This window comes from uncultured Draconibacterium sp. (assembly GCF_913063105.1).
GTDB lineage: Bacteria > Bacteroidota > Bacteroidia > Bacteroidales > Prolixibacteraceae > Draconibacterium.
The window spans coordinates 113,595-138,966 of the sequence record NZ_CAJXYQ010000012.1 but is presented as its reverse complement, the minus strand read 5'-3'; the positions used below and the strand labels follow the sequence as shown (position 1 = coordinate 138,966).

The 25,372-nt window shown below is 36.7% G+C and carries 26 protein-coding genes and 1 pseudogene; 25 read left to right on the top strand and 2 right to left on the bottom strand.

The genetic code is table 11. From position 1 onward, the window contains the following. Positions 1 to 54: 54 nt before the first annotated feature. The 24 genes and pseudogenes from rpsS to rplQ all read left to right on the top strand — a co-directional run. Complete coding sequence (rpsS, locus tag QZ574_RS12850; protein ID WP_297090091.1) at positions 55 to 324, top strand: 30S ribosomal protein S19; 270 nt, start codon at positions 55 to 57, stop codon at positions 322 to 324. A gap of 31 nt (positions 325 to 355) precedes the next feature. Further along, the gene (gene rplV / locus QZ574_RS12845; RefSeq protein ID WP_297090090.1) at positions 356 to 778 is read left to right on the top strand and encodes a 50S ribosomal protein L22; all 423 of its coding nucleotides are present in this window, start codon (positions 356 to 358) and stop codon (positions 776 to 778) included. A 3-nt stretch (positions 779 to 781) separates the two neighbouring features. After that, positions 782 to 1,489 carry a 30S ribosomal protein S3 gene (gene rpsC, locus QZ574_RS12840; protein WP_297090089.1) on the top strand — a complete coding sequence of 236 codons (708 nt, stop codon included), beginning with the start codon at positions 782 to 784 and terminating at the stop codon, positions 1,487 to 1,489. 27 nt (positions 1,490 to 1,516) lie between these two features. Then, positions 1,517 to 1,951, top strand: a complete 435-nt coding sequence (gene rplP, locus QZ574_RS12835; protein WP_297090087.1) for a 50S ribosomal protein L16 — start codon at positions 1,517 to 1,519, stop codon at positions 1,949 to 1,951. Beyond that, positions 1,951 to 2,148 (top strand): 50S ribosomal protein L29, encoded by a 198-nt coding sequence (rpmC, locus tag QZ574_RS12830; RefSeq protein WP_297090085.1) that lies wholly within the window; start codon positions 1,951 to 1,953, stop codon positions 2,146 to 2,148. Before rplP ends, rpmC begins: the two co-directional genes overlap by 1 nt. Positions 2,149 to 2,160: 12 nt before the next feature. Further along, entirely contained in the window at positions 2,161 to 2,427 is a 267-nt protein-coding gene (rpsQ, locus tag QZ574_RS12825; protein ID WP_297090082.1) for a 30S ribosomal protein S17, read from the top strand. Between the two features lie 2 nt (positions 2,428 to 2,429). After that, complete coding sequence (rplN, locus tag QZ574_RS12820; RefSeq protein WP_297090079.1) at positions 2,430 to 2,795, top strand: 50S ribosomal protein L14; 366 nt, start codon at positions 2,430 to 2,432, stop codon at positions 2,793 to 2,795. A 17-nt stretch (positions 2,796 to 2,812) separates the two neighbouring features. Continuing rightward, positions 2,813 to 3,136 carry a 50S ribosomal protein L24 gene (gene rplX / locus QZ574_RS12815; RefSeq protein WP_297090077.1) on the top strand — a complete coding sequence of 108 codons (324 nt, stop codon included), beginning with the start codon at positions 2,813 to 2,815 and terminating at the stop codon, positions 3,134 to 3,136. Further along, positions 3,136 to 3,693 carry a 50S ribosomal protein L5 gene (gene rplE, locus QZ574_RS12810; protein ID WP_297090075.1) on the top strand — a complete coding sequence of 186 codons (558 nt, stop codon included), beginning with the start codon at positions 3,136 to 3,138 and terminating at the stop codon, positions 3,691 to 3,693. Before rplX ends, rplE begins: the two co-directional genes overlap by 1 nt. 2 nt (positions 3,694 to 3,695) lie before the next feature. Then, the gene (rpsN, locus tag QZ574_RS12805) at positions 3,696 to 3,965 is read left to right on the top strand and encodes a 30S ribosomal protein S14 (RefSeq protein WP_297090074.1); all 270 of its coding nucleotides are present in this window, start codon (positions 3,696 to 3,698) and stop codon (positions 3,963 to 3,965) included. A 20-nt stretch (positions 3,966 to 3,985) separates the two neighbouring features. Beyond that, positions 3,986 to 4,393 carry a 30S ribosomal protein S8 gene (gene rpsH / locus QZ574_RS12800; protein WP_297090072.1) on the top strand — a complete coding sequence of 136 codons (408 nt, stop codon included), beginning with the start codon at positions 3,986 to 3,988 and terminating at the stop codon, positions 4,391 to 4,393. Between the two features lie 12 nt (positions 4,394 to 4,405). Further along, positions 4,406 to 4,963: a 50S ribosomal protein L6 gene (rplF, locus tag QZ574_RS12795; RefSeq protein ID WP_297090069.1), complete on the top strand. Its 558-nt coding sequence runs from the start codon at positions 4,406 to 4,408 to the stop codon at positions 4,961 to 4,963. Positions 4,964 to 4,984: 21 nt separating this feature from the next. Next, positions 4,985 to 5,341 carry a 50S ribosomal protein L18 gene (gene rplR, locus QZ574_RS12790; protein WP_297090067.1) on the top strand — a complete coding sequence of 119 codons (357 nt, stop codon included), beginning with the start codon at positions 4,985 to 4,987 and terminating at the stop codon, positions 5,339 to 5,341. A gap of 6 nt (positions 5,342 to 5,347) precedes the next feature. Next, positions 5,348 to 5,863, top strand: coding sequence for a 30S ribosomal protein S5 (gene rpsE, locus QZ574_RS12785; protein WP_297090065.1), 516 nt, complete (start codon positions 5,348 to 5,350; stop codon positions 5,861 to 5,863). Between the two features lie 7 nt (positions 5,864 to 5,870). After that, positions 5,871 to 6,053, top strand: a complete 183-nt coding sequence (rpmD, locus tag QZ574_RS12780; protein WP_297090061.1) for a 50S ribosomal protein L30 — start codon at positions 5,871 to 5,873, stop codon at positions 6,051 to 6,053. 19 nt (positions 6,054 to 6,072) lie between these two features. Next, positions 6,073 to 6,519, top strand: coding sequence for a 50S ribosomal protein L15 (gene rplO, locus QZ574_RS12775; protein WP_297090059.1), 447 nt, complete (start codon positions 6,073 to 6,075; stop codon positions 6,517 to 6,519). A gap of 6 nt (positions 6,520 to 6,525) precedes the next feature. After that, entirely contained in the window at positions 6,526 to 7,863 is a 1,338-nt protein-coding gene (gene secY / locus QZ574_RS12770) for a preprotein translocase subunit SecY (protein WP_297090057.1), read from the top strand. A gap of 53 nt (positions 7,864 to 7,916) precedes the next feature. After that, complete coding sequence (infA, locus tag QZ574_RS12765; protein ID WP_297090055.1) at positions 7,917 to 8,138, top strand: translation initiation factor IF-1; 222 nt, start codon at positions 7,917 to 7,919, stop codon at positions 8,136 to 8,138. A 99-nt stretch (positions 8,139 to 8,237) separates the two neighbouring features. Continuing rightward, positions 8,238 to 8,354, top strand: coding sequence for a 50S ribosomal protein L36 (gene rpmJ, locus QZ574_RS12760; protein WP_158863326.1), 117 nt, complete (start codon positions 8,238 to 8,240; stop codon positions 8,352 to 8,354). A 25-nt stretch (positions 8,355 to 8,379) separates the two neighbouring features. Continuing rightward, positions 8,380 to 8,757: a 30S ribosomal protein S13 gene (gene rpsM, locus QZ574_RS12755; protein ID WP_297090049.1), complete on the top strand. Its 378-nt coding sequence runs from the start codon at positions 8,380 to 8,382 to the stop codon at positions 8,755 to 8,757. A 12-nt stretch (positions 8,758 to 8,769) separates the two neighbouring features. Continuing rightward, positions 8,770 to 9,159, top strand: a complete 390-nt coding sequence (rpsK, locus tag QZ574_RS12750; protein WP_297090047.1) for a 30S ribosomal protein S11 — start codon at positions 8,770 to 8,772, stop codon at positions 9,157 to 9,159. Between the two features lie 19 nt (positions 9,160 to 9,178). Then, the gene (gene rpsD / locus QZ574_RS12745; RefSeq protein WP_297090045.1) at positions 9,179 to 9,787 is read left to right on the top strand and encodes a 30S ribosomal protein S4; all 609 of its coding nucleotides are present in this window, start codon (positions 9,179 to 9,181) and stop codon (positions 9,785 to 9,787) included. A 19-nt stretch (positions 9,788 to 9,806) separates the two neighbouring features. Continuing rightward, positions 9,807 to 10,799 carry a DNA-directed RNA polymerase subunit alpha gene (locus QZ574_RS12740; RefSeq protein WP_297090043.1) on the top strand — a complete coding sequence of 331 codons (993 nt, stop codon included), beginning with the start codon at positions 9,807 to 9,809 and terminating at the stop codon, positions 10,797 to 10,799. A gap of 6 nt (positions 10,800 to 10,805) precedes the next feature. Next, positions 10,806 to 11,156 (top strand): annotated as a pseudogene (gene rplQ / locus QZ574_RS12735) (50S ribosomal protein L17); the annotation flags it as partial. 323 nt (positions 11,157 to 11,479) lie between these two features. Here rplQ and QZ574_RS12730 read toward each other — a convergent pair. After that, complete coding sequence (locus QZ574_RS12730) at positions 11,480 to 13,564, bottom strand: histidine kinase (protein ID WP_297090041.1); 2,085 nt, start codon at positions 13,562 to 13,564, stop codon at positions 11,480 to 11,482. A 49-nt stretch (positions 13,565 to 13,613) separates the two neighbouring features. After that, entirely contained in the window at positions 13,614 to 14,333 is a 720-nt protein-coding gene (locus QZ574_RS12725; RefSeq protein ID WP_297090039.1) for a LytTR family DNA-binding domain-containing protein, read from the bottom strand. A gap of 423 nt (positions 14,334 to 14,756) precedes the next feature. Here QZ574_RS12725 and QZ574_RS12720 point away from each other — a divergent pair, with 423 nt between their 5' ends. Next, entirely contained in the window at positions 14,757 to 24,956 is a 10,200-nt protein-coding gene (locus tag QZ574_RS12720) for a CARDB domain-containing protein (protein ID WP_297090037.1), read from the top strand. Positions 24,957 to 25,372 lie beyond the last annotated feature (416 nt).

Genomic DNA, 25,372 nt, shown 5'->3' with positions numbered 1-25,372 from the left:
CTTCCAACAAGTATATTGTAGAACGTAGGAAAAAATAGTAAAGAGGAATAAATTATGAGTCGTTCATTAAAAAAAGGTCCGTTTATCGATTTCAAGTTAGAACGTAAAGTTTTAGCTATGAATGAATCGAATAAAAAATCGGTTGTAAAAACCTGGGCCAGAGCATCAGTAATTTCTCCTGATTTTGTAGGGCACACAATTGCCGTGCATAACGGAAATAAATTCATTCCGGTGTATGTAACCGAAAATATGGTTGGACATAAACTGGGCGAATTTGCACCTACACGTACGTTCAGGGGGCATGCTGGTAATAAAAAGCGTTAAGGCATAATTTTTAAATTAAAACGAAAAGAAAATGGGTGCCAGAAAAAGACTAGCAGCTGAGAAAAGAAAAGAAGAAAAAAAGCAACAATATTTTGCTGTTTTAAGAAACTGCCCTACTTCTCCACGTAAAATGAGGCTTGTTGCCGATATGGTGCGGGGAATGGAAGTAAACAAAGCTTTAGATGTTTTGAAGTATTCTTCAAAAGAAGCATCAGGCAGGGTAGAAAAACTTCTTCTTTCGGCTATTGCCAATTGGCAGGCTAAAAACGAAGGAGTTCGTTTAGAGGAAAATGAACTGTACGTAAAATCGATTATGGTAGATTCAGGTAGAATTTTGAAAAGGTTACGTCCGGCTCCCCAGGGTCGTGCACACCGAATCAGAAAACGCTCGAATCACGTAACCATTTACGTTGACAGGAAAGAAAATGTTGTTGAAGAAAATCTTAATTCATAATTCATGGGACAAAAAGTAAATCCGATTGCAAATCGTTTGGGGTTCATTAAAGGATGGGACTCAAACTGGTTCGGTGGCGACGATTATGGCGATAAATTGGTTGAAGATACCAAAATCAGAAAATATCTGAATGCGCGTCTTGCAAAAGCCAGTATATCAAAAATCGTAATCGAGCGTACTTTGAAGTTAATAACTATTACGGTACATACTTCGCGCCCCGGAATTATTATTGGTAAAGGCGGTCAGGAAGTTGACAAGCTGAAGGAAGAATTAAAGAAAATTACCAGTAAAGAAGTACAGATTAACATTTTCGAGATCAAACGTCCTGAACTCGATGCGAAAATCGTTGCAACTAACATTGCTCGTCAAATCGAGGGTAAGATTGCTTACCGCAGGGCTACAAAAATGGCCATTGCTTCAACCATGAGAATGGGAGCCGAAGGAATCAAAGTATTGGTTTCAGGTAGGTTAAACGGAGCAGAAATGGCTCGTTCTGAAATGTATAAAGACGGCCGTACTCCGCTTCATACATTGCGTGCTGATATTGATTACGCATTGGCTGAAGCAACTACAAAAACAGGACTTATCGGTGTAAAAGTCTGGATTTGTAAAGGTATGGTATATGGTAACCGCGATTTATCTCCGAATTTTGGACAAAAGCCGGGAGGAAGAGGTGATAAACAAGGTGGTCGCGGAAGAAGAAGAAAATAGTGGTTTAACACTCAGAAATTTAATAGGATGTTACAGCCAAAAAAGGTAAAATTTAGAAGAGTACAAAAGGGCCGGATGAAAGGCTACGCAAATCGCGGAAACCAACTTGCATTCGGTACATTTGGAATAAAGTCGTTGGAAGAAGATTGGATTACCGGTCGCCAAATTGAAGCAGCGAGGGTTGCGGTAACCCGTTATATGCAACGACAAGGTCAGATATGGATACGGATTTTTCCCGATAAACCAATTACCAAAAAGCCAGCCGAAGTAAGGATGGGTAAAGGTAAAGGTGCTCCTGAAGCTTTTGTTGCTCCGGTATCTCCAGGTCGAATAATTATTGAAGCTGATGGCGTGCCATTTGAAATGGCCAAAGAAGCTTTAAGATTAGCCGCCCAGAAATTACCGGTAAAAACAAAGTTTATGGTTAGACGTGATTATGTTGAAGAACAAAAAGGTGAATAATGAAAACTTCTGAAATCAAAGAATTGACGAAAAAAGAAATCGTCGAAAAATTACAGGTTGAAAAGGAAAATCTTGTTCGCCTAAAAATGAATCACGCGGTAAGTCCACTTGATAATCCGATGAAAATTCAGAATACCAAGAGAGATATCGCAAGATTAAAGACTGTTCTTCGCGAAATTGAATTAAAAGAAAAATAGAATTAATTCACGATGGAAGAAAAACAAGTGAGAAATCTCAGGAAAGAGAAAATCGGGGTCGTTGTTAGCGATAAAATGGAAAAATCCATTGTTGTGGCAGTTAAACGTAAAGTAAAACACCCAATCTATGGAAAGTTCGTTAATAAAACAACAAAATTCCGTGCCCACGATGAAGAAAATACCTGCAATGTTGGTGATACTGTAAAAATAATGGAAACACGTCCATTAAGTAAAACCAAAAACTGGAGGTTAGTTGAAATAATTGAAAGAGCTAAGTAATCATGGTACAACAAGAATCAAGATGTGCAGTAGCCGATAACAGTGGAGCAAAAGAAGTGTTATGTATCCGCGTTTTGGGTGGAACAAGAAAACGTTATGCTTCTTTAGGCGATACAGTTGTAGTTACTGTGAAAAGTGCCATGCCGGGATCGGATGTGAAAAAAGGTACAGTATCGCGTGCAATTGTAGTTCGTACGAAAAAAGAAAATCGTCGTGCCGACGGTTCATATATTCGTTTCGACGACAATGCAGTAGTATTGTTAAACACAGCAAACGAAATGCGTGGAACACGTATTTTCGGCCCCGTAGCTCGTGAGTTGCGAGATAAGAACATGAAAATCATTTCTCTCGCACCAGAAGTACTGTAATTAGAAAATAGCTTAAAATGCAAAAAAAATTACACATAAAGAAAGGTGATACTGTTGTTGTAATCTCGGGTAACAATAAGGGCAAAAAAGGCCGTGTTCTCGAAATTCTTACAAAAACAGATAGAGCGATCGTAGAAGGTGTTAATATGATGAAAAAACATACCAAACCTAATGCGGAATCTCCGCAAGGTGGTATCATCGAAAAGGAAGCACCTGTACACATCTCCAACCTTATGCTGTTCGACGCCAAAGCAGGCGCTGCAACACGTGTAGGCAGGAGATTGAATGATGAAGGTAAATTAGTACGTTTTTCCAAAAAATCAGGAGAGGAGATCAAGTAATGGCTTACATACCCACTCTTAAAAAGAAATATCAGGAAGAAATCATCTCGAATCTTAAAAAAGAGTTTGATTATTCTTCTGTAATGCAAGTTCCGAAATTAGAAAAGATTGTTCTAAACCAGGGAGTAGGAGCAGCAATTGCCGATAAAAAACTTATCGATGTTGCTACAAATGAGATGACGATGATTGCTGGTCAGAAAGCAGTTCAAACGGTGTCTAAAAAAGACATCTCTAATTTCAAATTAAGGAAAAAGATGCCAATTGGCGTGCGTGTAACATTGCGTCGCGACCAAATGTATGAATTCCTTGACCGTTTAATTGCTGTGGCTTTGCCACGTATCCGCGATTTTCGTGGTATTGAAAGCAAAATGGACGGCCGTGGTAACTATACACTAGGCGTTCCCGAGCAAATTGTTTTCCCGGAAATAGTTCTGGATAAAGTAAGCAAGATTAACGGGATGAACATTACCTTCGTTACCTCTGCAAATACCGATGAAGAAGGTTTTGCATTGTTAAGAGAATTAGGTTTACCATTTAAAAACGTTAAAAATAACTAGTAATGGCTAAAGAATCAATGAAGGCACGCGAAGTAAAACGTGCAAAGCTAATTGAGAAATATGCCGAAAAACGTGCCAAGCTAAAGGAAGAAGGCGATTGGGTAGGTTTACAAAAACTTCCAAAAAACTCATCAAAAGTGCGTTTGCATAACAGATGTAAAATTTCTGGAAGACCCAAAGGCTATATGCGTCAATTCGGAATCAGCAGGATTGATTTCAGAGAAATGGCGTCATCAGGCTTAATTCCTGGAGTTAAAAAGGCAAGTTGGTAATCGTTTTAAAGATTTGAATAATGAGTAAAATATCAGATCCAATAGCAGATTATCTGACAAGGGTAAGAAATGCAATAATGGCAAAACACCGTGTGGTGGACATTCCTGCATCGAATCTAAAAAAGGAAATAACCAAACTTCTGAAAGACAAAGGTTATATCCTGAATTACAAATTCGAAGAGGAAACAGGATACCAGGGAAATATCAAAATTGCATTAAAATATCATCCTGAAACAAAAGTATCTGCAATAAAAGCGTTAGAACGCATTAGTAAACCAGGTTTACGTCAATACTGCGACACAAACAGTATTCCACGTGTACTAAATGGTTTGGGAATAGCAATAATCTCCACATCGAAAGGTGTGATTACCGATAAAGAAGCCAAAGAGCTTAATGTTGGTGGAGAAGTATTATGTTACGTGTATTAAAAGAGTAAAGTCATGTCAAGAATAGGTAAATTACCCATATCAGTTCCTGCAGGAGTAACCGTACAGGTGAGCGACGAAAATGTTGTTACTGTAAAAGGACCTCTTGGAGAACTGTCACAAAAAGTTGACCCAAACATTACTGTTGCTGTTGAAGACGGCACACTTGAAGTTAAAAGGTCAAGCGATGAGAAAAGCCAAAAAGCAATGCATGGACTTTACCGTTCTTTAGTAAACAACATGGTTATTGGAGTTTCTAAAGGATACGAAGTAAAGCTGGAATTAGTAGGTGTAGGATACAGAGCCGAGGTTATGCCAAATAACGTACTCGATCTTGTTTTGGGTTTTGCCCACCACATTTATTTGCAAGTTCCGGCAGAAGTTAAAGTTGAAGCAAAATCTGATAAACGTGCAAATCCGATTGTTACTTTAAAAAGTTTCGACAAGCAATTGCTTGGACAGGTTGCCGCAAAAATCAGATCATTCCGTAAACCGGAGCCTTATAAAGGTAAAGGTGTTAAGTTCGTTGGCGAAGAATTAAGGCGTAAGGCTGGTAAAGCTGCGGCTAAATAATTTTTTAAACGATTAATTATTATGGCATTAACAAAAATAGAAAGACGTGCAAAAATAAAAATGCGCGTACGCAAAATAGTAAAAGGTACAGCCGAACGTCCACGCATGTGTATTTTCAGAAGTAATAAAGAAATTTATGCTCAACTGATTGACGATGTTCAGGGAGTAACACTTCTTAATGCTTCGTCAAAATCAAAAGAAATTGCCGGACAACAAGGTACAAAAACTGAAAAAGCAGCTATGGTAGGTAAAGCAATCGCTGAAAAAGCACTTGCAGCCGGCATAGAAAATGTAGTTTTTGACAGAGGTGGTTATTTGTACCATGGTAGAGTTAAACAATTAGCTGACGCTGCCCGCGAAGGTGGCCTTAAATTCTAATACATTATGGCGAAAATTAGTAATAAAGTAAAAACAAGCGACCTCGAATTAAAAGACAGGTTGGTAGCCATTAACCGTGTTACAAAAGTTACAAAAGGTGGACGTACTTTTAGTTTCTCTGCAATTGTAATTGTTGGTAACGAAGACGGTATTGTAGGTTGGGGCCTCGGAAAAGCAAGTGAAGTTACCACCGCTATATCAAAAGGTGTTGACGCTGCTAAAAAGAACCTGGTAAAAATTCCGGTTATTAACGGAACTATTCCACACGAACAAACAGCAAAGTTTGGAGGAGCTAACGTCTTGCTAAAACCTGCTACATCGGGTACCGGTGTAAAAGCAGGGGGTGCAATGCGTGCCGTACTGGAAAGCGTTGGAATTCATGATATTCTGGCAAAATCCAAAGGTTCCTCTAACCCGCATAACCTGGTAAAAGCAACTATGAATGCTTTACTGGAGTTACGCGATGCATATACAGTAGCCCAGCACAGAGGTGTTTCATTAGAAAAAGTTTTTAAAGGATAACACAGTTATGGCTAAATTAAAAATTACACAAGTAAAAAGTAGCATCGGTTCAACCAAGCGCCAAAAGTTAACGCTTGAGGCTTTGGGTTTAAAAAAATTAAATACACCGGTTGTTCATGAAGCTACTCCTCAAATTGTTGGAATGTGCAACAAAATGAGGCATTTAATTAGTGTTGAAGAAGTTAAATAATATTCAAAATATCTGAAAAATGAATTTAAGTAACTTACAACCTGCTGAAGGATCATTAAAAACCAAGAAACGAATTGGTAGAGGTCAGGGCTCAGGCCGTGGCGGTACATCAACTCGTGGACATAAGGGACAAAAATCAAGATCCGGATATTCTCAAAAGATCGGTTTCGAAGGTGGTCAAATGCCTTTACAGCGCGTTGTTCCAAAGTCAGGATTTAAAAATATCAACAGAGTTGAATACAAAGGTATCAACATTGGAGATTTGCAAGTTTTGGCTGAAAAAAAGAACACCACTGTAATCGATAAAGAATTCCTGATTTCAGTGGGAGTGGCAAAGAAAAATGACAGAATTAAAATTCTGGGAGGCGGTAATTTAACTATCAAATTAGATGTTAAAGCAAACGCCTTTACAAAAAGTGCCAAAGAAGCAATAGAAAAATTACAAGGAACCACAGAAATACTTTAAACTGTAATGAAACGATTTATAGAAACCCTAAAGAATATTTATAAGATTGAAGATCTAAGATTTCGAATCGGAACAACTTTGTTTTTCCTGTTAATTTACAGGCTAGGCTCCTTTGTTTCGCTTCCGGGAATTGATCCGGCTCAATTGGAAAACCTGAAGAATCAAACTTCAGACGGACTTTTGGGCCTGATTAACATGTTTTCGGGAGGTGCATTTGCTCAGGCTTCTATCTTTGCTTTAGGAATTATGCCGTACATATCTGCCTCTATTGTGATTCAGTTAATGGGAATCGCAGTACCTTATTTCCAGAGGTTGCAGAAAGAGGGTGAGTCAGGTAGAAGGAAGATTAATCAGATAACGCGTTATTTAACCGTGTTAATCTTAATTCCACAGGCATCGGCATATCTTGCCAATTTGCACATGCAGTTACCCGATTCGGCTTTTGCAATGTCAGGGTTTTGGTTTACAATTCCTTCCATTGTAATCTTAACAGCCGGTTCGATGTTTGTGCTATGGTTAGGAGAGCGAATTACCGATAAAGGAATTGGTAATGGTATCTCATTAATCATTATGATTGGTATTATTGCCCGTTTACCTCAGTCGATTGTACAGGAGTTTGCTTCTCGTATTAATCAACAAGGTGGTGGGTTAGTGATGTTCCTGGTAGAGTTTGTTATCCTGTTTTTGGTTTTTATGGCATCTATTCTGTTGGTTCAGGGAACCCGCAGAATTCCGGTGCAGTATGCAAAACGAATTGTAGGTAACAAACAATATGGTGGAGTACGTCAGTACATCCCTCTTAAAGTAAATGCGGCAGGTGTTATGCCAATCATTTTTGCACAGGCAATTATGATGGTACCTATTACACTTGTTGGTGTTGCAAATTCTGAAAATCTGCGTGGTGTTGCGGCTGCATTAACAAACATCAACGGATTTTGGTACAACTTAACACAATTTTTATTAGTGGTAGCTTTTACGTATTTTTACACGGCTATAACGATTAACCCAACTCAAATGGCGGAAGACATGAAAAAGAATGGCGGTTTTATTCCGGGTATAAAGCCGGGAAAACGAACCGTTGAATACTTAGATACAATCATGTCGAGAATTACACTTCCGGGATCAATTTTCCTGGGACTGGTAACAATACTTCCGGCTTTTGCCATGTTAATGGGAATGAATCAGTCGTTCGCCCTCTTTTTTGGAGGAACATCGCTGCTTATTCTTGTTGGTGTAGTGTTAGATACCTTACAGCAAATTGAAAGTCACCTGTTAATGCGTCATTACGACGGTTTGACTAAATCGGGCCGGATTAAAGGACGTGCAGGCGGCAGTGCAATGTAATTGAAAGAGGATAAGCACATTTTTAATATTTAAAGGCAAAAATTATTTAGTTTATGGCAAAACAAGCTTCAATAGAACAAGATGGAACCATAATAGAAGCATTATCAAATGCGATGTTTCGAGTTGAACTGGAAAACGGACATGTTATAACAGGTCATATTTCAGGAAAAATGAGAATGCACTATATTAAAATATTGCCTGGCGATAAAGTAAAAGTGGAGATGTCTCCCTACGATTTAACTAAAGGTAGAATTACGTTTAGATATAAAAACTAAAGATGTATAAATGAAACGAGGCCAGGATGAAATAATCCTGGGTGAGTTATCCCGGTTTTCGGGACATCGAATACCTAAAATTTAAAAAATAAAATTGAGATGAAAACTCGTGTTTCAGTTAAAAAACGTAGCTCCGACTGCAAAATTATTCGCAGAAAGGGTCGTTTGTATGTGATTAATAAAAAGAACCCTAAGTTTAAACAACGTCAGGGATAATTAATCTGAAAAATTAAAAATTATTATGGCACGTATTGTTGGTGTTGATATTCCAAATAATAAAAGAGGTGAAATAGCACTTACCTATATTTATGGTATAGGCCGCAGCAGGGCAGTTTCTGTTTTAGAAGAAGCAGGAGTTGACAAAAACCTTAAGGTACAGGATTGGAACGATGATCAGTTTGCAGCTGTTCGTACAGTTATAAACGAAAGTTTTAAAGTAGAAGGTGAATTGCGTTCTGAAGTTCAAATGAACATTAAGCGATTAATGGATATTGGTTGTTACCGTGGTATTCGTCATCGTATTGGTTTACCGGTACGCGGACAAAGTACTAAGAACAACTCTCGTACCCGTAAAGGAAAACGTAAAACTGTTGCCAATAAAAAAATGGCCACTAAATAAGGAATTTGAGTTATGGCAAAAAAAACAGTATCAAGTAGAAAGAGAACAGTTGTGGTTGAAGCCAATGGAATGGCTCATGTCCACTCTTCTTTCAACAATATCATTATTACGCTGACCAACATGAATGGTGAGGTAATCTCATGGTCGTCAGCGGGTAAAAAAGGATTCCGTGGTTCGAAAAAGAATACTCCTTATGCTGCACAGGTAGCATCGGAAGAGTGTTCAAAAACGGCTTACGACCTTGGACTTCGTAAAGTAAAAGTATTCGTTAAAGGACCGGGCAATGGTCGCGAATCGGCAATTAGAGCTATGGCTTCAATTGGATTGCAGGTTACTGAAATTGTAGACGTAACACCGCTTCCACATAACGGTTGTCGTCCGGCGAAAAGAAGACGTGTATAATTATTAAAAGGAAAAGGTTATGGCAAGATATAGAGGACCAAAATCAAAAATAGCTCGTAAATTCGGTGAACCAATTTTTGGACCCGATAAAGTATTCGAACACAAAAATTATCCTCCTGGAATGCACGGTTTGTCGGCAAAAAGAAGGAAAAAATCTGAATACGGTTTACAGTTAAAAGAAAAGCAAAAAGCAAAATATACCTATGGTATTTTGGAAAAACAATTCCGTGGACTCTTTAAAAAAGCTTCGGCTGCAAAAGGTGTTACCGGTGAAGTATTGTTGCAGCTTCTCGAATCGAGACTCGACAATGTCGTTTTCAGAATGGGTATTGCTAAATCACGGGCTGCGGCTCGTCAGTTTGTAACACACAAACATATAGTAGTAAACGGAAATGTTGTAAATATTCCATCATACCAGTTGAAACCTGGAGATGTTGTTGGCGTGAGAGAGAAATCAAAGGCGATGGAAGAAATTACTGACTCATTGCATTCGCGCCGGAGCTCTCAGTACGAGTGGCTTGAATGGGCTGATGATCAAATGGCAGGAAAATTCCTGAATCGCCCGGAACGCGAAGAGATACCTGAAAATATCAAAGAGCAACTGATTGTAGAGTTGTATTCAAAATAATAAATTTTATAAGGTCATTATGGCAATATTAGCATTCCAAAAGCCTGACAAGGTTATTATGTTAGAATCCGATGATAAGTTCGGAAAATTCGAATTTCGTCCGTTAGAACCCGGTTATGGAATTACCGTAGGTAACGCATTACGTCGAATCCTGCTATCATCACTTGAAGGATATGCAATTACTACAGTTAAAATCGAAGGTGTTGATCATGAGTTTTCAACCATTAAAGGTGTGATTGAAGATGTAACTGATATCATTCTTAATCTGAAACAAATTCGTTTTAAAAACGAAGTTGACGATTTTGATAGCGAAAAAGTATCGGTTTCAATTACAGGTCAGGAAGAATTCACAGCCGGTGATATTAATAAATTTATGACCGGTTTTAGGGTATTGAATCCAGAACTTGTAATCTGCAGAATGGAGCCTGATGTGAAAATTAACATGGAAATTACAATCAACAAAGGTCGTGGTTATGTTCCTTCAACGGAAAATAAACCAACCGAAGGAGAATTTGGCGTAATTGCTATCGACTCAATTTTCACACCTATCAAATCTGTTAAATACGCTGTTGAGAATTATCGTGTTGAACAAAAGACAGACTACGAAAAGTTAGTTCTTGATATTAAAACCGACGGTTCTGTTCAGCCCAAAGAAGCATTAAAAGAAGCTGCTAAAATTCTTATTTATCATTTCATGTTGTTCTCAGATGAAAAGATTACACTTGATTCTGATGAGAAATTTGCAAATGAAGAATTTGATGAAGAAGTACTTCATATGCGTCAACTCCTGAAAACAAAACTGGTTGACATGGATTTATCAGTTCGTGCATTGAACTGTTTGAAAGCTGCCGATGTAGACACATTGGGTGACTTGGTTACATACAACCGAAACGACTTGCTGAAATTCAGAAACTTTGGTAAAAAATCGTTGACTGAGCTTGACGACCTTTTGGATAACATGGGACTGAATTTTGGAATGGATATTTCGAAGTATAAATTGGATAAGGAGTAAAAGGCAATGAGACATAATAAGAAATTTAATCACTTAGGCCGTAAAGCTGCGCATCGTAAAGCGATGTTGGCTAACATGGCAAGTTCGCTTATCGCGCATAAGCGAATTTCAACCACAGTTGCCAAGGCTAAAGCTTTGCGTATGTACGTTGAGCCATTAATTACAAAGGCAAAAGACGATACTACACATTCGCGCAGGGTTGTTTTTAGTTACTTGCAAGATAAAGAAGCTGTTTCGGAATTATTCCGTGAAGTAGCAGTAAAAGTAGCAGATCGTCCGGGAGGATACACTCGTATTCTGAAAACCGGTAACCGTTTGGGCGATAACGCTGATATGTGTATTATCGAGTTAGTCGACTTTAACGAAGCAATGTTGGCTGCAACAGAAGAAGCTGCTGCACCTAAAAAACGCCGTTCACGTCGTGGTGGTGCCAAAAAAGCTACTGAAGTTGCTGCACAAGCTGCACCAGTTGTTGAAACAGAAGTGGCAGAAGAACCGGAAGCCGCAACTGAAACTGAAGTTAAAGCAGAAGAAGCAACTGAAGAGCCTAAAGCTGATGAATCAGCTGACGAAGAAAAGAAAGAAGAATAATAATTTTCTTTACCATATTGAAAAGCCGGTCCGTCGTTTTGACGGATCGGCTTTTTCATTTCAATAACGCAGGTAAAACTATTGTTTCACTAATGATGAATTATAAGCTTCAGTTTCACAACAGTTCCAGTGGGTTTATTATCCTCTATCAAAAAATCAATTTTAAATCCATGGTACTTATCAAACAAACGGTAAAATTCCTTCATAATGTTAATTCCGTTTCCAGTAGAGTCTTTGTATTTCGAAGCAGCTATTCTTCCCATTCCATTATCTGATATTGCAATTAAAATTCCCTGAACTTCCGGCTCAATACTTATTTTTAGCAAACCTCCTGACTTAGTGTTTCGAAAGCCATGCTTAATAGCATTTTCTGCATAAGTATGGATACACATTTTAGGAACTTCTATATTCTCGTCAACATTGGCTTCTACAATAAATTCAGTATCAAACCTGTCTTTAAATCGGTGTTTCTGTATTTTTAAATAATCTTTGGTAAACTGAATTTCATCTTTTAAGGGGCGTTTTACTTCTTTTGCATCGTTCATTACCCGTTGTATCATACGCGAGTTAAGGGCTAAAAAATCGTAGGCCTCGTCGTTTTTCCCTTCGTTGATCATAAAGGCCACAGAGTTCAAAGCATTAAAAAGAAAATGGGGATTCAATTGGTTTTTCACCGCGTTAAACTGTAATTCGGAAAGTTGCTTTTCGGTATTCCATTTTTTTTCGATAGTACGTTTTTGAAAGTAAAGTATAACAAAGATTAGACTTGCAGTAATTAAAAACACAAAGAAATAAATCAGATACAAAGAAAAGAACAAGTGATTCTTTTGGTATTTAAAGAAGAAATATCCTCCTCCGGTATCAACAAAATACTTTGTAATTTTTTTATCCTCATAATAAGGAATGACCTTAAAAAATCCCTCTATCGATAGAGGAGAGTTAAGAGTTAGAAGTTCGCCAACCTTCTCGTTATATATTTTTAATATATCTTTCTGATTATAGTAAATCCACTCATCCCATCCATCATCATTGAGGTCAATTAAACAGTTTGGTGTTTGGTTAGGGCTATTTTGATTGTAATTTAAATTACCAGGTAATTTTTCAAGTGATGGAGTTAATTCAAATCTGCCAACATCATGAAAAAAAACATATGGGTTTCCATTTACAATTTCAAATCCACGGTAACGATCCTCCGGATTTGCTATATTCATCCAACTTTTCTCATTCACTATCTCTCCATGATTGTTTACAACCATTATTTTAAATGGCTCTTCATGATTAGACCGACAATAATACAAGGAATAGAATAATGAATTATGTTTTGGAGAAGGTAAACACACAATGGAGGAATATTCCGGCCCCATAGGAATCGGAGCGAATATGGGGGTCAAATCATAATCCAAAACAGTTATATAAGCTAAGGTATCCGAGTATTTGTTGTTATTGTCATCTACGTTACATGGTGAACTAACATTACACAGAATCTCGGGTATACCATCTGAATTAAAGTCGGTAAAACTAGAGGAGTTAATCACCATATAATCTGTTGATGATGCGGATATCTCAAGTGATGGGAATTGTAACTTAAATAGTCCTCTTGGATTTAGCCCGAAACCAGCGTCAAAGCTAAAAAAAAGTTCATTTTTTCCATCGTTGTCAAAATCACCGTATTCTCCAAAAAAGTTGGTCTGTGCATAGTTATTTCTTTTTCTCTCAAATGAGTTGAAATAGAGTTGGTCTATAACAGGTGAGAACTTTTTTAGGTTAAAAGCATTCAAAAAAATGGAATCATTACGTGTTGTAAAAAAGAGTATCTCTTGACTGCCATCTTCATCAATGTCAAGAATTTTGGGGACCATAGTATATGTCCAGTCTGAATGGTGAAAATGAAAATGTTCTATCAGGTTGCCATCTTTATTATAGTATACAATATCCATTGACTGGGAGTTTATCCCATTAAAACACCTTATCCGTTCGCTATTCCCATCATTGTTAAAATCTCCAACAAACCAATGCATTTTAGCTTCTGATTTATGGGCAAAAGGTTCAACCTCAACCTTGTATTTTGTTATGGACGTATCCCAAACAAAATAAACCAAGAGTGTTACCATAGCTCCAACAAAAGCAGATTGTATATAAGGATTTGACGCTATATTTTTAAGCGTGGATTTCATACGGGATATAGGATTTTAGATTTCTGTGTACCATTACCGTGTCAGTAACCTAAGAAAGCTCCTTCTTTAAATCCTTCATCTTTACACTCACTTCAAGTTGGTATTCTTCTCCGTTATTGGAAACAATACAATACTTTTTACAGAAATTCATAAAGCTGAGGTACTGTTTGTTGATTACATGTTTTCGGCTGATGCGCACAAAATTTACTTCCGGAAATTGCATATGTATTTTCCCCAGGTTAACGCTCGATAACAACTTTCTTCCATCTTTTAAAACCAGATAAGTGTAATTGCTATCAGCTTCCAGGTAAAGCACTTCATTAACCGACACATAGTGATGACCTTCGGTTGTTTTTAATAGTACTCGCTGAACTTCTTCCGGTTCGTTAGCTTGTTGCGATTGAAAAGCTGCGATTAACTTATGCACCACCCGGCGCAATTCCGATTTATCGATGGGCTTGCAAATAAAATCAAAGGCACTGTTCTGAATGGCTTCCAGGGCATAATCTTTAAAAGCAGTTACAAAAATCACTTTTGTTTGTGGGGAATTGTTGTTTACCTGTTGAAGCAATTCCATTCCTGTTATTTCCGGCATTTCTATATCGCAAAAAACCACCGGAGGCTGTTCAACTAATAGTGCCTCTAGGGCTTCGAGGGCATCTGTAAAAACTTTTGTTACACGGATTGAGGAATGCGAACTCAACAGGTTCTCCAACAATTTTCCGGCATCGGGTTCATCGTCGATAATAAATGTGTTGTAAATGGTCATTAGCAGGCACTTTAACTGGGTAATTCGTTTTTTATCTTTTTGCTTGTTTATTCTTTTCTGTTAGCAGAAAAAGAATCGCATCAATCACGGGATTATTAAACTCCACATATTGTTGTTGGGTAGTACAGAAAAACTAAAAGTAATTTCTCTTTGCAATATAATAATTTGAATTTTGAATGCACGATTGTTCGTCTATGAAAATACTATGTTTAATAATAAAAACAAGCTGTTTAGTAATTCTTCGCGCTCAATAATGATGGAATCCAATAAAAATATCTGTTTTTAGTTTGATTTTGTTTGTTGGTACAAACTTCGCCTTCAATCAGAAAAAGTGTTGATTCAATAAGCCAATTAGGTTCGATAAAGCACCAATGTTTATCATAGTTATTTTTAGTATGATGTTAAACTTAACTGAATCAGGTTATGAAAAAAATTCTACTACTATTATTATTATTATTATTATCAATTTTTTTTACAGGAATTCAAGCCCAGGAAGCGCTTGAATCAAAACAAATTATTGTTTTACAATATGGTGAGTTGTCTCCTACTCAAGTTGACCTACTTTTAAAAGAGGGATTAATTGGTAAAAATTGGCAAGACAGGACTTATGAATTGTACGAAAACGAAGTTTCGATATTAAAAGATAACAAAATTGATTTTGAAATTATTGAATACGGTTTTGAGATCAAATCTGATGAAAGTTCTCATGATTTAGAAGAAGATCTTAAATCTGCTACTGCTGAAGACAGTGAGAATGACAATAATTCAACGGATTACACAATTGCTGATCTAAGTGCAGCTTATTCGAATATTACTATTTCTGGAGCACCTTCAGGTGTATATGCTTCGAGAATTATATATGAATGGAATATTGACCATGATTATGTTAGTGATGTATACTTAAAATGCGGAACTAGTTCTTGGAATGATGGCGAAATTCGGCTTTCAAAAACGGGAGATAATCTTTGGGATGGTTATAATGAAACTTCTGAAGGAAGCAGAACATCATATCCAACTAACCAAAAGGTAAATCAAACGTGGACTCTTGTTGCCACTGATAAGTTGTCAGGTGATGATGGAAGAATTGATAGTTGGAAAATAACAGTATATTATGAAAATAGCCCTGACCTATATATTTCGAATCTGGATGTTACAGAAACACAGGTTACACCTGGAGAGAAACTAAATATTTCATGTGATGTAGGGAACAAAGGAACTAAGAGTACGAATTATGCTCTTGTTGTACTAAAATACTACTTATCTTCAGATCGGTATTATAGTTCCACAGATATTGAAATAGGTAGTAGAACCTTTGGAGGAACATCATCTTTGAGCCCGGGAGGAACCTGGGATGATACTGAAAGTCCAACAATAGATAAATCAGATTTGCCAAAAACCTCTGGAACCTGTTACCTTATAGCATATATAGATGTAAATGACAATATTGAGGAACTGGATGAGGATAACAATGCAGATGAATATGTTGCCCTTCCTATTTATATCAAAACGCCGGATATTGAAGTAACACGTATTTGGACCGATCCTTCTACACCTGTTGAAGGTAGTTCATCCACGATATACGTTACATTCGAAAATAATGGAGATGAAGTTGCAGAAGATATTTCTTTAACTTACTATGTTGATGGTTCAAATGTAGGATCAGATAGCCACGGAAGTCTTGATCCCGGAGATACAAGGACAGAGGATATATCTTATACTTTTAACTCAGATGGGAATCACGATATTCTGGTTGTTGTTGATAAAATAATAAATCCTGAGGCTGAAACCGTAACTGGGAATAATGATTTAGAAATTACAGTAGATGTTGATCCAGAACCAAATCCTGATTTTGAATTTACTGAATATAATGTTCATGAACCATTAGAAATAATTCCTGGAGAGAGTATTGATTTAGATCTTAAATTTAAAAATACAGGAACAAAAGCAACCACTATTACTGATTACTGGCAAATTAAATATTATCTATCTTCTGATTCGAAATTTGATGATGGTGATGATATTCAAATCGCCAGCGAAGATTTTGGTATTACAGCAATTATGAGTATTAACGAGATTTGGGATGACACTAAATCAATAACAATTAATGAGAGTGATCTTCTAAGTCCTCATAACCCCTGTTACCTAATTGCGCAAATAGACCAACCGAACAGAATTAATGAATTATTTGAGGATAACAATACAGCCTATAAACTTATTACAATACAAGATCCTGCTAATTTAGTATCAGACAAATCATCTCTCGATTTTGCAAGCCGGGAATCAAGTAGTTCTACTGAGCTTTCATTTACACTTACAAATACAGGAGACCGAGACGCAGTTGGAGAAATTAGTCTTGCCGGATCAGACAAGGAGAAATATACAATAATCTCAGGAGGAGGAGCTTTTAACATTATTGCTAATGAAATTAAAACGATTAATGTTCAATACAATCCTTCTGGTTATGGAGATGATGAGGCCAGAGTTGAAATCAATGGCTCAAACTGTCCGGACCTTGAAATATCTTTAACAGGACATTGTAATAATCCTCCGATTGTCAGCAAAGTAGAACCAGGTTCTGATTATATCTCTATTAATCAGGGAGATTCAAAAAGATTTATTGCAAATGGAATTGATAACGATAAGAACTTATATCGGGCAAAATGGTATTATGATGCTGGTTTGATAAAAGATGAAATTATTGACTGGGGATTATTTGAATCACATGAAGATAAGGATTCTGAGTTGACAGATTATATTTTTGAAACAGAGGGTAATCATAAAATCGTTTGTGAATTTTGGGATGAAGAAGGACTAAAAGGAGAGGTTGAATGGAACGTAGTTGTTGTTGAAACAGCTAATGTTACATTCCATGTATTAGAAAACACCAGTAATTTTAAAGCTGGTGCACTAGTAAAAATCATTGATCAGAGTAATGAAGACAATCAATGGTCAGAACTTACCAATGATTATGGATATTACATATTCAGATTACCAGTTACTTCAAGCTATGAATACCACGTTTTTAATTCGGATGTAGCGGTTGAAGAGCAAGAACTATGGGCCAAGAATAACTTTGAAATTGAAGATGGTGTTGGAGCTATTCAGGCACAGCGTTCATATCCGCACACAACTTGGTACGCAGCATCTAATGGGAATACTATTTTTTATCCCGGAGATGATAAATTACCTGTTAATGCCAATCTAAATCTGGATATAAATATTAAAAACAATTACAATACTAACTTTACCAGCCGCATGCAAGTTTGGCTTGATACAGATAAAACGGGAAGTGCCGAATTTGAATCAGGATTAACACAATTTACCGCAAACGCAAATGGAAATACTTCTGTAGCAATTCCATTTACAGTTCAAGAAGATTGGCTGGGAAAAACGTTATATGTTAAAGTAAAGATTGAAACTTACATTGATGGAGAATGGATAATAACAGATATTCTGGATTGGGAAGAATGTATAGCATTCACGATTGATGATGTTATTGACGAAACTCCTCCTACTATTATCTCTGTATTCCCTGAAGATGGAGAAAGTATTCCAATAGAGTTATTGAATTCAACGGGAATTATTATTGAGTTTAGTGATGAAATTGATTTGAATACTTTAACAACTAGCTCATTGATTATATCGCAGCAAGCACAAAATTTGAATTGGAATATAAATTTAGATAAAAGCTCTACAAACTACGTGTATATCGATATAAACTCAACCCTCAGCTCAGCATACGATTTAACATGTCAAATAAATACTGATGTTAAAGATTTAGCTGGGAACTCTTTAGAAGCTGTAAAAAGTTGGACATTTAATCTCCAAACTACAGAATGCTATATTTCAGAATTTAAGACAAACAGGACATTGAACAGCTATGGTTATTATGAAATGTCTCCTTATTCATTTCTCACTTTCGATCGATTTAGCATTATGAGCGAGGATGGTGTAGGTTACTATAGCTATACTAAAAATGTACATGAGAAATTTGGTATTGACGTTTCGGTCACAAATTCATTGAACACAGACGAGTTAACAGGACTAAAATATCGCATAATATATCCAAATGGAGATATATATGAATCGGATCATACTTATCGCTTCAATTTAGAAGCAAATTCAACAGAACAAGTTTCTTTCCCGGTAGGAGCTGATAAGGAGGTTGTTCCCGGAGAATATAAGGTACAAATTGTTACATTTTTGCTGCCAGAACCTAACGATTTAAATTGGGAAAGTGGAATTACTTTGAAATGTTTGTTAAATGATAATTTCCCGGATCTAAATGATCAAACTTTTCTTCATCATGGAAATCAGTGTCAATACGATTTAGAAACTATTTTGCCTGAAGTTGAATATACCGATGGTCAAATTGCGTATAATTTATTTGCAAGTGTTTTTAATACGATAATGTTATTTGGCCAACCAAAACCTATAATAAATGGGCAACCTACAGCTGAAGGAAATCTTCTTCCATATGTAGGTGGCACAGGAGATTTCTTCACCCCCTACAAAGAGGCTGTAATCAATGCAGTCCGCACAGATATAGACAAAGTATCAGAGGATGTTGGCCAAACAACAATAAAAACACAGTGGGAAGACCAGAGTGTATCAGTACAGCTAGGAGAATCAGCATCCGTTTCACAAACATTCTATTTTGATAGGGCAACATGTTTTGTTGATATAAAATCTGACTTGAGTAACGATGAATTATCTTTTGATGATAACACAATGTTCTCATCGGTTTATACTCTATTAGATGATGAGAACAATAAGCACCTGATTGGAATTTGGCATGACTATTCAATAGATAAAAACATTAGACCTGAAGGATGGTGGTTCGACAATAATAAAGAGATCACGATTAATCATCAAGGGGATATCGAAGTCATGTTCTCTGCATCACTTGAGTTCGGTCCTTTTAATTCAACACCAGGTACTGAAGGAGGTGGTGTATATGACTATGAGAAATGGAAAACCAATCCTGAGGATGTTAATTGGATGATAATGGCAACGGGTGTTGAAAACCGTGATTTTAAAGGATCATACTTTAATGGTGTAGAGTCTGATTTAACAATTCTGGAGCCAGGTAACGTTAAATTCTCTGTTAAACCAAGAACAAGTGGAAAATATAAGGTTGAAGTGTATGATGGAGATGGAAAACTTAATCCGATTAATTGGGAATGGGTTAATACATTAGATGGGCCATATTCTCTTAATGCCGGCGATGAACAAATTTTTAATTTTGAAGTGACACCAGAAACGAAAGATGAGGAATTCTCATTTCACATCAAAAAACAATCATGGATTCCAGGTATATACTTCACAAAAGAGAAAGTAGTGCTTCCTTTACATGCCAGTGGAGAGTTCCCTGTTGTACTTACTGATTTGCCATATGATGAGGATATTCGAAGTGTTGATGATGCAATCGTAGTCAATGACGGAGGAATAAATATAAAATTCTCAGGGTTACCGGAAATACCCAAAGTTAACACTGTTTATAACCTAAAAATTGATATAACTGTGGGTAATGATTGGGATAATGATTATGGAGCAGCATATCCCAAAGATATTTACGGAATAGGAATGAGTCAGTTACTTTTCCACTATAATAGCGATAATGTAGAATTATTGTCTGATCAGGTTCAATTAGAAATTGATGGAAATACCGTTTTACAAGAGGCTATCATGGCTTCAATAAGTCTATTTACCTTAGGGAAAGGAGAAATTATAGCAAGCACTATAGGAGGAGTAATAAAAAATGAGGTAAAAGATTTGGCAACAGAAGCTTTAGTTCATTTTGGTATTGGTGCTACAGGCAAAGTTGAAACGCATTATACAAATGACCTTGAACTGGCCAATGTTGGTGAATTGAAATTGTTGTTAGGAGGTGGATCCAGTTTATTTAATTTGGCTACAGCCAATAATATATCACTTAATCTACCGATTAAGTTTAAAACAGATGGTGAACACAATTTATCTTTTACTCCAGACTTAAGAGTAAATGCTCTTTGGGTGCCAGATAATACTAGTTCTGAGCAAAACATGACCGGATCTTTCTATGATATGTTTGAGGCTCGAAAGCAATATTTATTAAGCAAGACTGTATCTTCGTCAGTCCCTGACACTCCGGAACCTATAGCTCCGACATTAAATGAAGAAATTATAACCTTAACTCCTTTATTTAACTGGACGAGCTATAATTCTCCTGATGGTAACATTCAGGTTGGTTATGAGTTAAGAGTAAGATGTGATGATGATAATGATAACATTGTCTATGAAACAGGTTTCATAACAGGAACAAGTACTACTCATTCATATTCGTCGGGAACTTTTTCTGGGGTAGATCCTGTAACTGGTTTTGAGAAAATAAGTGAGGAATTGGTGCCCGGTAAAAAATATCATTGGCATGTACGTGTTATGGATGAAGTAGGGAATTGGAGTGCCTGGAGTTCTGATGATCCTGAACCTCACCAGGTATTCTATACAAAACAACTAGATAATGAAGCACCTACAATTTCAGATCAATCATTCAGTATTGATGAAAACACTTTAGCAGCAACTTTAATTGGAAATATAAATGCAAACGATCCAGAGGGAGGCGAATTAACCTATAGTTTCTACGATGGTCAGACAAGTCCATTTGTACTTGGAGCAAGTTCCGGTTCTCTTTGGGTTGGAGATGAAGGTGATTTCAATTTTGAGGAAAATCAACAATATAAATTCAGGGTAAAAGTTACCGATGATGGTAATCCCGAAGCTTCATCTATTGCTGAAGTAACAGTTAATCTAAATGATGTGAACGACTTGCCGCGAGTTCGAAATGTTGAGATTTCACCATCAAATCCAACAAGCAATCAGAACCTAAATCTTTCATACGATTATTCAGATGAAGATGGTGATGGTGATAATTCCATTATTGAGTGGTATCAAAATGGTGATCATCAAGCTGATTTCGATGGAATGTCATTAGTTGCGTCAGAAAATACCGCTTCTGGAGATGAGTGGTTTGTAAAAATAGGACCATATGATGGAAAAGAAAATGGAACAATAAAAACATCTAATACTGTTGAAATAGGTTCCGTTAATCATTCTCCAATTGATTTGTCATTAAGTTCATCTGTGCTATTCGAGAATAATTCAGTAAACGATGTAATCGGAATTCTAAAGGTTGTTGACTCTGACGATGGAGATACACATCAATTTGAATTTGTTGATGGATACATTGATAATAATGCTTTTACTATCGATTCTGAAGGAAATTTAAGAGCAGATATTGTTTTTGATTTTGAGTATAAAACGGACTATTCTATTGCTATAAAGGCAACTGATAATGCCGGAGCCTCAATTATTCAATCTTTTATTATAAATATATTGGATGAGAATGATATTCCTGGAGTTTCAAATGTTACGATTAATCCAGTAAGTCCTGAAATTTCAGAATCATTAACACTGAGTTATACTTTTATTGATGAAGACATTGATGAAGATAATAGTTCCATTAAGTGGTATCGAAACAATATTTACTTATCCGATTATAATGATCTGATAACTATTTCTTCTGAAGAAACTTCTGCTAATGAAATCTGGTATGCAATAGTCGAACCTAATGATGGCGAGTCTCAAGGAATATCTGTTAAATCAAATGAAGTAACTATTGTGCCAGAATGTGATCTTCAACTTTCTTCTGATCTATCAGGAAATGTTTCTTATTTAGGGGCGAATGTTTTATATAACGTAACTATCCTCGGTGAATGGAGCTACGAGTTTAAACAAGGTGAAACGCTAATTGCCAGCGGAAATGGTACTGGAAATGGTAGTTTTACGTTACCTGTTCCCAAAAACTCAAGCAATGGTGAAATTACATTTAAACTTAGCGTGTCAGGTTGTGATGGCTATGTAAAGGATGAGTATATCAATCAGGATTTAAATCCTTATGTTATTGATGCCGATTTTGATGCTTTACCTACTATTTTAGTTGTTAATAATCCTGTGTTATTTAACGATTTGTCGACCGGTAATCCAACGAACTGGTCCTGGAATTTTGGAGATGGAGTATCAAGTATTGTTCAAAATCCAAATCATTCTTATGTTTCCTCAGGCGATTATACAATTTCATTAACGGCTTCAAATTCCGAAGGTGAAGATACAGAAGTTAAAACTGCATATATAAAAGTGGTTGATCAGCCATTAGCAATCGATGTTGAAGCGCAAGATCAGACCAGCAATTGCGAAAATGGTGAAATAGATTATCAGAGCTGGTTAGATAATCATGGAGGGGCAAGAGCAGTCGATTTGGGTTGTGGCAATGTAAGCTGGAATTATACTATGGATGATTACACTCCCGGAAGATGTAATACAGGAAGCTATACCGTTACCTTTACTGCCATCGGTGATTGTGGAGTTTCGGTTTCAACAACTGCTACATTCACAATTGAGGATATTACTCCACCGGTGTTTACAATTATTCCCAAAGATACCGTTGTGGAATGTGATGGTAGTGGCAATATATCACAGTTGCAGGCATGGTTAAAAAATGTTGCTGCGATAGATGATTGTTGTGACACAAGAATTGTAATTACAAATGATTATACTTCACTCTCGAATCAATGTGCTGAAACCGGTTCTGTTCTGGTTACCTGGACGGCAATAGATTCAACCGGTAATAGTGCAACAACTTCAGCGACATTTACAGTAACAGATACCAAGGGGCCTTTATTTACTACTATTCCGAAAGATACCGTCGTTGAATGCGATGGATCTGATTATTCTTCTGTAATTAATGAATGGTTAGCTAAGGTTAATGCAACAGATTCATGTGGTGGCGCAGTTGATATAAACAATGATTTTAATTCATTAAGTGATATATGTGGTTCAACTGGTATGGCAGAAGTTACCTGGACAGCGGAAGACGAATGTGGTAATAAAACCACAGCCTCAGCCAGCTTTACCGTAGAGGATACAACACCGCCTACTTATACAATTCCGGATGATATAGTAATTTATATGGATGAAAATGCATTGTTTGATGCCGACACTTCAATTACAGGAGATGTTAAGGATGAAGCAGATTTGTGCAGTACATCAATAGAAGCTACCTATGCAGATGACACGACTCAAACAGATTGTGGCTGGCTAATTAAAAGAACATGGAGTCTCGAAGATAATTGTGGAAATTTTGCAAGCGATCAGGTGCAGAATATTGAGGTTAATGATAATATTGCACCAAACGTGGTTTGTAATTCTGTTAGTGTCGTACTTGGATCATCAGGAACTTATACATTAGGCAAAAGCAATTTGGAAACACTTGCAAATGGAAGTACCGATAATTACGACTCATTTAGCGATCTGATTATAAGTGCCAACCCAAATCGTTTTGATTGTGATGATGCAGGAAAATCAATACCTGTTACTTTAACTGTAACCGATGGATGTGGAAATTCTTCAACTTGTATAACAAGTGTAAATGTGCTGGATAATTCAGATCCTGTTGTGAGTACAATAGCTGATGTAATTGTAAAACTTGATCCTGGTACTTGTGAAACAAAAATTAGTTATCCTCAAATTACTGCAAGTGATAATTGTTCGATAACTAAAGAACTGATTACAGGCTTAGGCAGTAATGGTACTTTCCCGATAGGTACCACAACCGAAAAATGGTCGGTAACTGACAAATCGGGAAATGAAACAATGCTTTCTTTCAAGGTTATTGTGGAACCGACCAACGACGCTCCATCAATTGATTCGATAAACGATATTGATATATTTGAAGGAGAAGGTGAGATAAATGTTGAATTACATGGTATATCTTATGGTCATGATTGTGAAAATCAATCTGTCGAGGTTTCTGCTACATGTGCGAACACTGATTTAGTTACAAATATTGATGTAAACTACTTACAAGGAGAAGAGGAAGGATCAATCGATGTCCAACTCGCCCCAAATGTTATTGGTGAAGGTAATATTACAGTGATTGTTGAAGATAGTGAAGGAGCAAAGGCTACTCAAATATTTAAGCTAGTGGTGAAAAGCCAGCCAACAATCCCGGTTGTTATCCAGTCGATTCCGGACACATCATTTTATTCGAATGAAACTGTAACCATTTCGATTAGTTCCAAACTTGGAGAATATTTTAATGATTCTGGTAGTGATTCAATTACTATTTCTGTTGTAGAACAATCAACAATGTCTTTACCTGATTGGATGTCTTATGAGAATGACTCGTTATTAATTACTCCCGGTTCTTCAGATACTTTATGTTACAACATGATTGTTACTGCAACTAATCTCTTTAGTAATTCAGTTTCTGACACTTTTACGGTTTGTATAAAATCATCAGAAATTAATGTGTCTATTGAGACAATTGAAGAAGGACTGTTTGAAGTGAGTATGTATCCTAATCCATCATCAGGTATGGTTAATATTAAATTTGGTGACGTTGGTACTAATAATATTGAGTTGTTTGTTTATAACATTAATGGAGCAAGAATATTACATAAACAATATATGCCATCAGAACTAATCAGGTTTGATTTAGCTGATAAAGTAAGCGGAATATACTTTGTAAAAATAATATCAGATGATAGAGAGGTTGTAAAAAAACTAGTACTCAAAAAGAACTAAGCAGCATTTCAAATCGTAATTCGTATTTCACTCACATTCAAAATCCCCGTTGTTTTTAACGGGGATTTTTTATAGATAATTTCGCTGTATTAGTAGTAAATACAGTGCTTTCAAGCCATGAGCGATACACTAATTCCGGCATCCCAGCAATTTTCTCCTGTTCCCAAAAGCTCCGGGTATACTCCCAGAACAGCATCCCCTTGTGGATTACTATCGTTCCCTATCCCCGAAGCCTTGGGGAATGCCCCCAAAGGACCGTACCCTTTGCCCTAAAGCCGTGGGCACACTCCCAAAGGATGCTACCCTGTTCCCGAAAGCCTTGGGAACATGCCCAAAGGCTTCGGGGGTATACCCTAGCATTAGGGGAGTTATTTGCAATTGTTATTTCGAACTTTGGTTGTTACACTTTTCATATA

Excerpts from the sequence above, each read along its gene's own strand:
- rplR (WP_297090067.1), top strand. The coding sequence starts at position 4,985 with ATGGCATTAACAAAAATAGAAAGACGTGCAAAAATAAAAATGCGCGTA.
- rpsS (WP_297090091.1), top strand. The coding sequence starts at position 55 with ATGAGTCGTTCATTAAAAAAAGGTCCGTTTATCGATTTCAAGTTAGAA.
- rpmD (WP_297090061.1), top strand. The coding sequence starts at position 5,871 with ATGGCTAAATTAAAAATTACACAAGTAAAAAGTAGCATCGGTTCAACC.
- rplP (WP_297090087.1), top strand. The coding sequence starts at position 1,517 with ATGTTACAGCCAAAAAAGGTAAAATTTAGAAGAGTACAAAAGGGCCGG.
- QZ574_RS12740 (WP_297090043.1), top strand. The coding sequence starts at position 9,807 with ATGGCAATATTAGCATTCCAAAAGCCTGACAAGGTTATTATGTTAGAA.
- rpsH (WP_297090072.1), top strand. The coding sequence starts at position 3,986 with ATGAGTAAAATATCAGATCCAATAGCAGATTATCTGACAAGGGTAAGA.
- rpsE (WP_297090065.1), top strand. The coding sequence starts at position 5,348 with ATGGCGAAAATTAGTAATAAAGTAAAAACAAGCGACCTCGAATTAAAA.
- rplE (WP_297090075.1), top strand. The coding sequence starts at position 3,136 with ATGGCTTACATACCCACTCTTAAAAAGAAATATCAGGAAGAAATCATC.
- QZ574_RS12730 (WP_297090041.1), bottom strand. The coding sequence starts at position 13,564 with ATGAAATCCACGCTTAAAAATATAGCGTCAAATCCTTATATACAATCT.
- rpsM (WP_297090049.1), top strand. The coding sequence starts at position 8,380 with ATGGCACGTATTGTTGGTGTTGATATTCCAAATAATAAAAGAGGTGAA.
- rpsN (WP_297090074.1), top strand. The coding sequence starts at position 3,696 with ATGGCTAAAGAATCAATGAAGGCACGCGAAGTAAAACGTGCAAAGCTA.
- QZ574_RS12725 (WP_297090039.1), bottom strand. The coding sequence starts at position 14,333 with ATGACCATTTACAACACATTTATTATCGACGATGAACCCGATGCCGGA.
- QZ574_RS12720 (WP_297090037.1), top strand. The coding sequence starts at position 14,757 with ATGAAAAAAATTCTACTACTATTATTATTATTATTATTATCAATTTTT.
- infA (WP_297090055.1), top strand. The coding sequence starts at position 7,917 with ATGGCAAAACAAGCTTCAATAGAACAAGATGGAACCATAATAGAAGCA.
- rpmJ (WP_158863326.1), top strand. The coding sequence starts at position 8,238 with ATGAAAACTCGTGTTTCAGTTAAAAAACGTAGCTCCGACTGCAAAATT.
- rplF (WP_297090069.1), top strand. The coding sequence starts at position 4,406 with ATGTCAAGAATAGGTAAATTACCCATATCAGTTCCTGCAGGAGTAACC.
- rplN (WP_297090079.1), top strand. The coding sequence starts at position 2,430 with ATGGTACAACAAGAATCAAGATGTGCAGTAGCCGATAACAGTGGAGCA.
- rpsQ (WP_297090082.1), top strand. The coding sequence starts at position 2,161 with ATGGAAGAAAAACAAGTGAGAAATCTCAGGAAAGAGAAAATCGGGGTC.
- rpsK (WP_297090047.1), top strand. The coding sequence starts at position 8,770 with ATGGCAAAAAAAACAGTATCAAGTAGAAAGAGAACAGTTGTGGTTGAA.
- rplX (WP_297090077.1), top strand. The coding sequence starts at position 2,813 with ATGCAAAAAAAATTACACATAAAGAAAGGTGATACTGTTGTTGTAATC.
- rpsD (WP_297090045.1), top strand. The coding sequence starts at position 9,179 with ATGGCAAGATATAGAGGACCAAAATCAAAAATAGCTCGTAAATTCGGT.
- rplO (WP_297090059.1), top strand. The coding sequence starts at position 6,073 with ATGAATTTAAGTAACTTACAACCTGCTGAAGGATCATTAAAAACCAAG.
- secY (WP_297090057.1), top strand. The coding sequence starts at position 6,526 with ATGAAACGATTTATAGAAACCCTAAAGAATATTTATAAGATTGAAGAT.
- rplV (WP_297090090.1), top strand. The coding sequence starts at position 356 with ATGGGTGCCAGAAAAAGACTAGCAGCTGAGAAAAGAAAAGAAGAAAAA.
- rpsC (WP_297090089.1), top strand. The coding sequence starts at position 782 with ATGGGACAAAAAGTAAATCCGATTGCAAATCGTTTGGGGTTCATTAAA.
- rpmC (WP_297090085.1), top strand. The coding sequence starts at position 1,951 with ATGAAAACTTCTGAAATCAAAGAATTGACGAAAAAAGAAATCGTCGAA.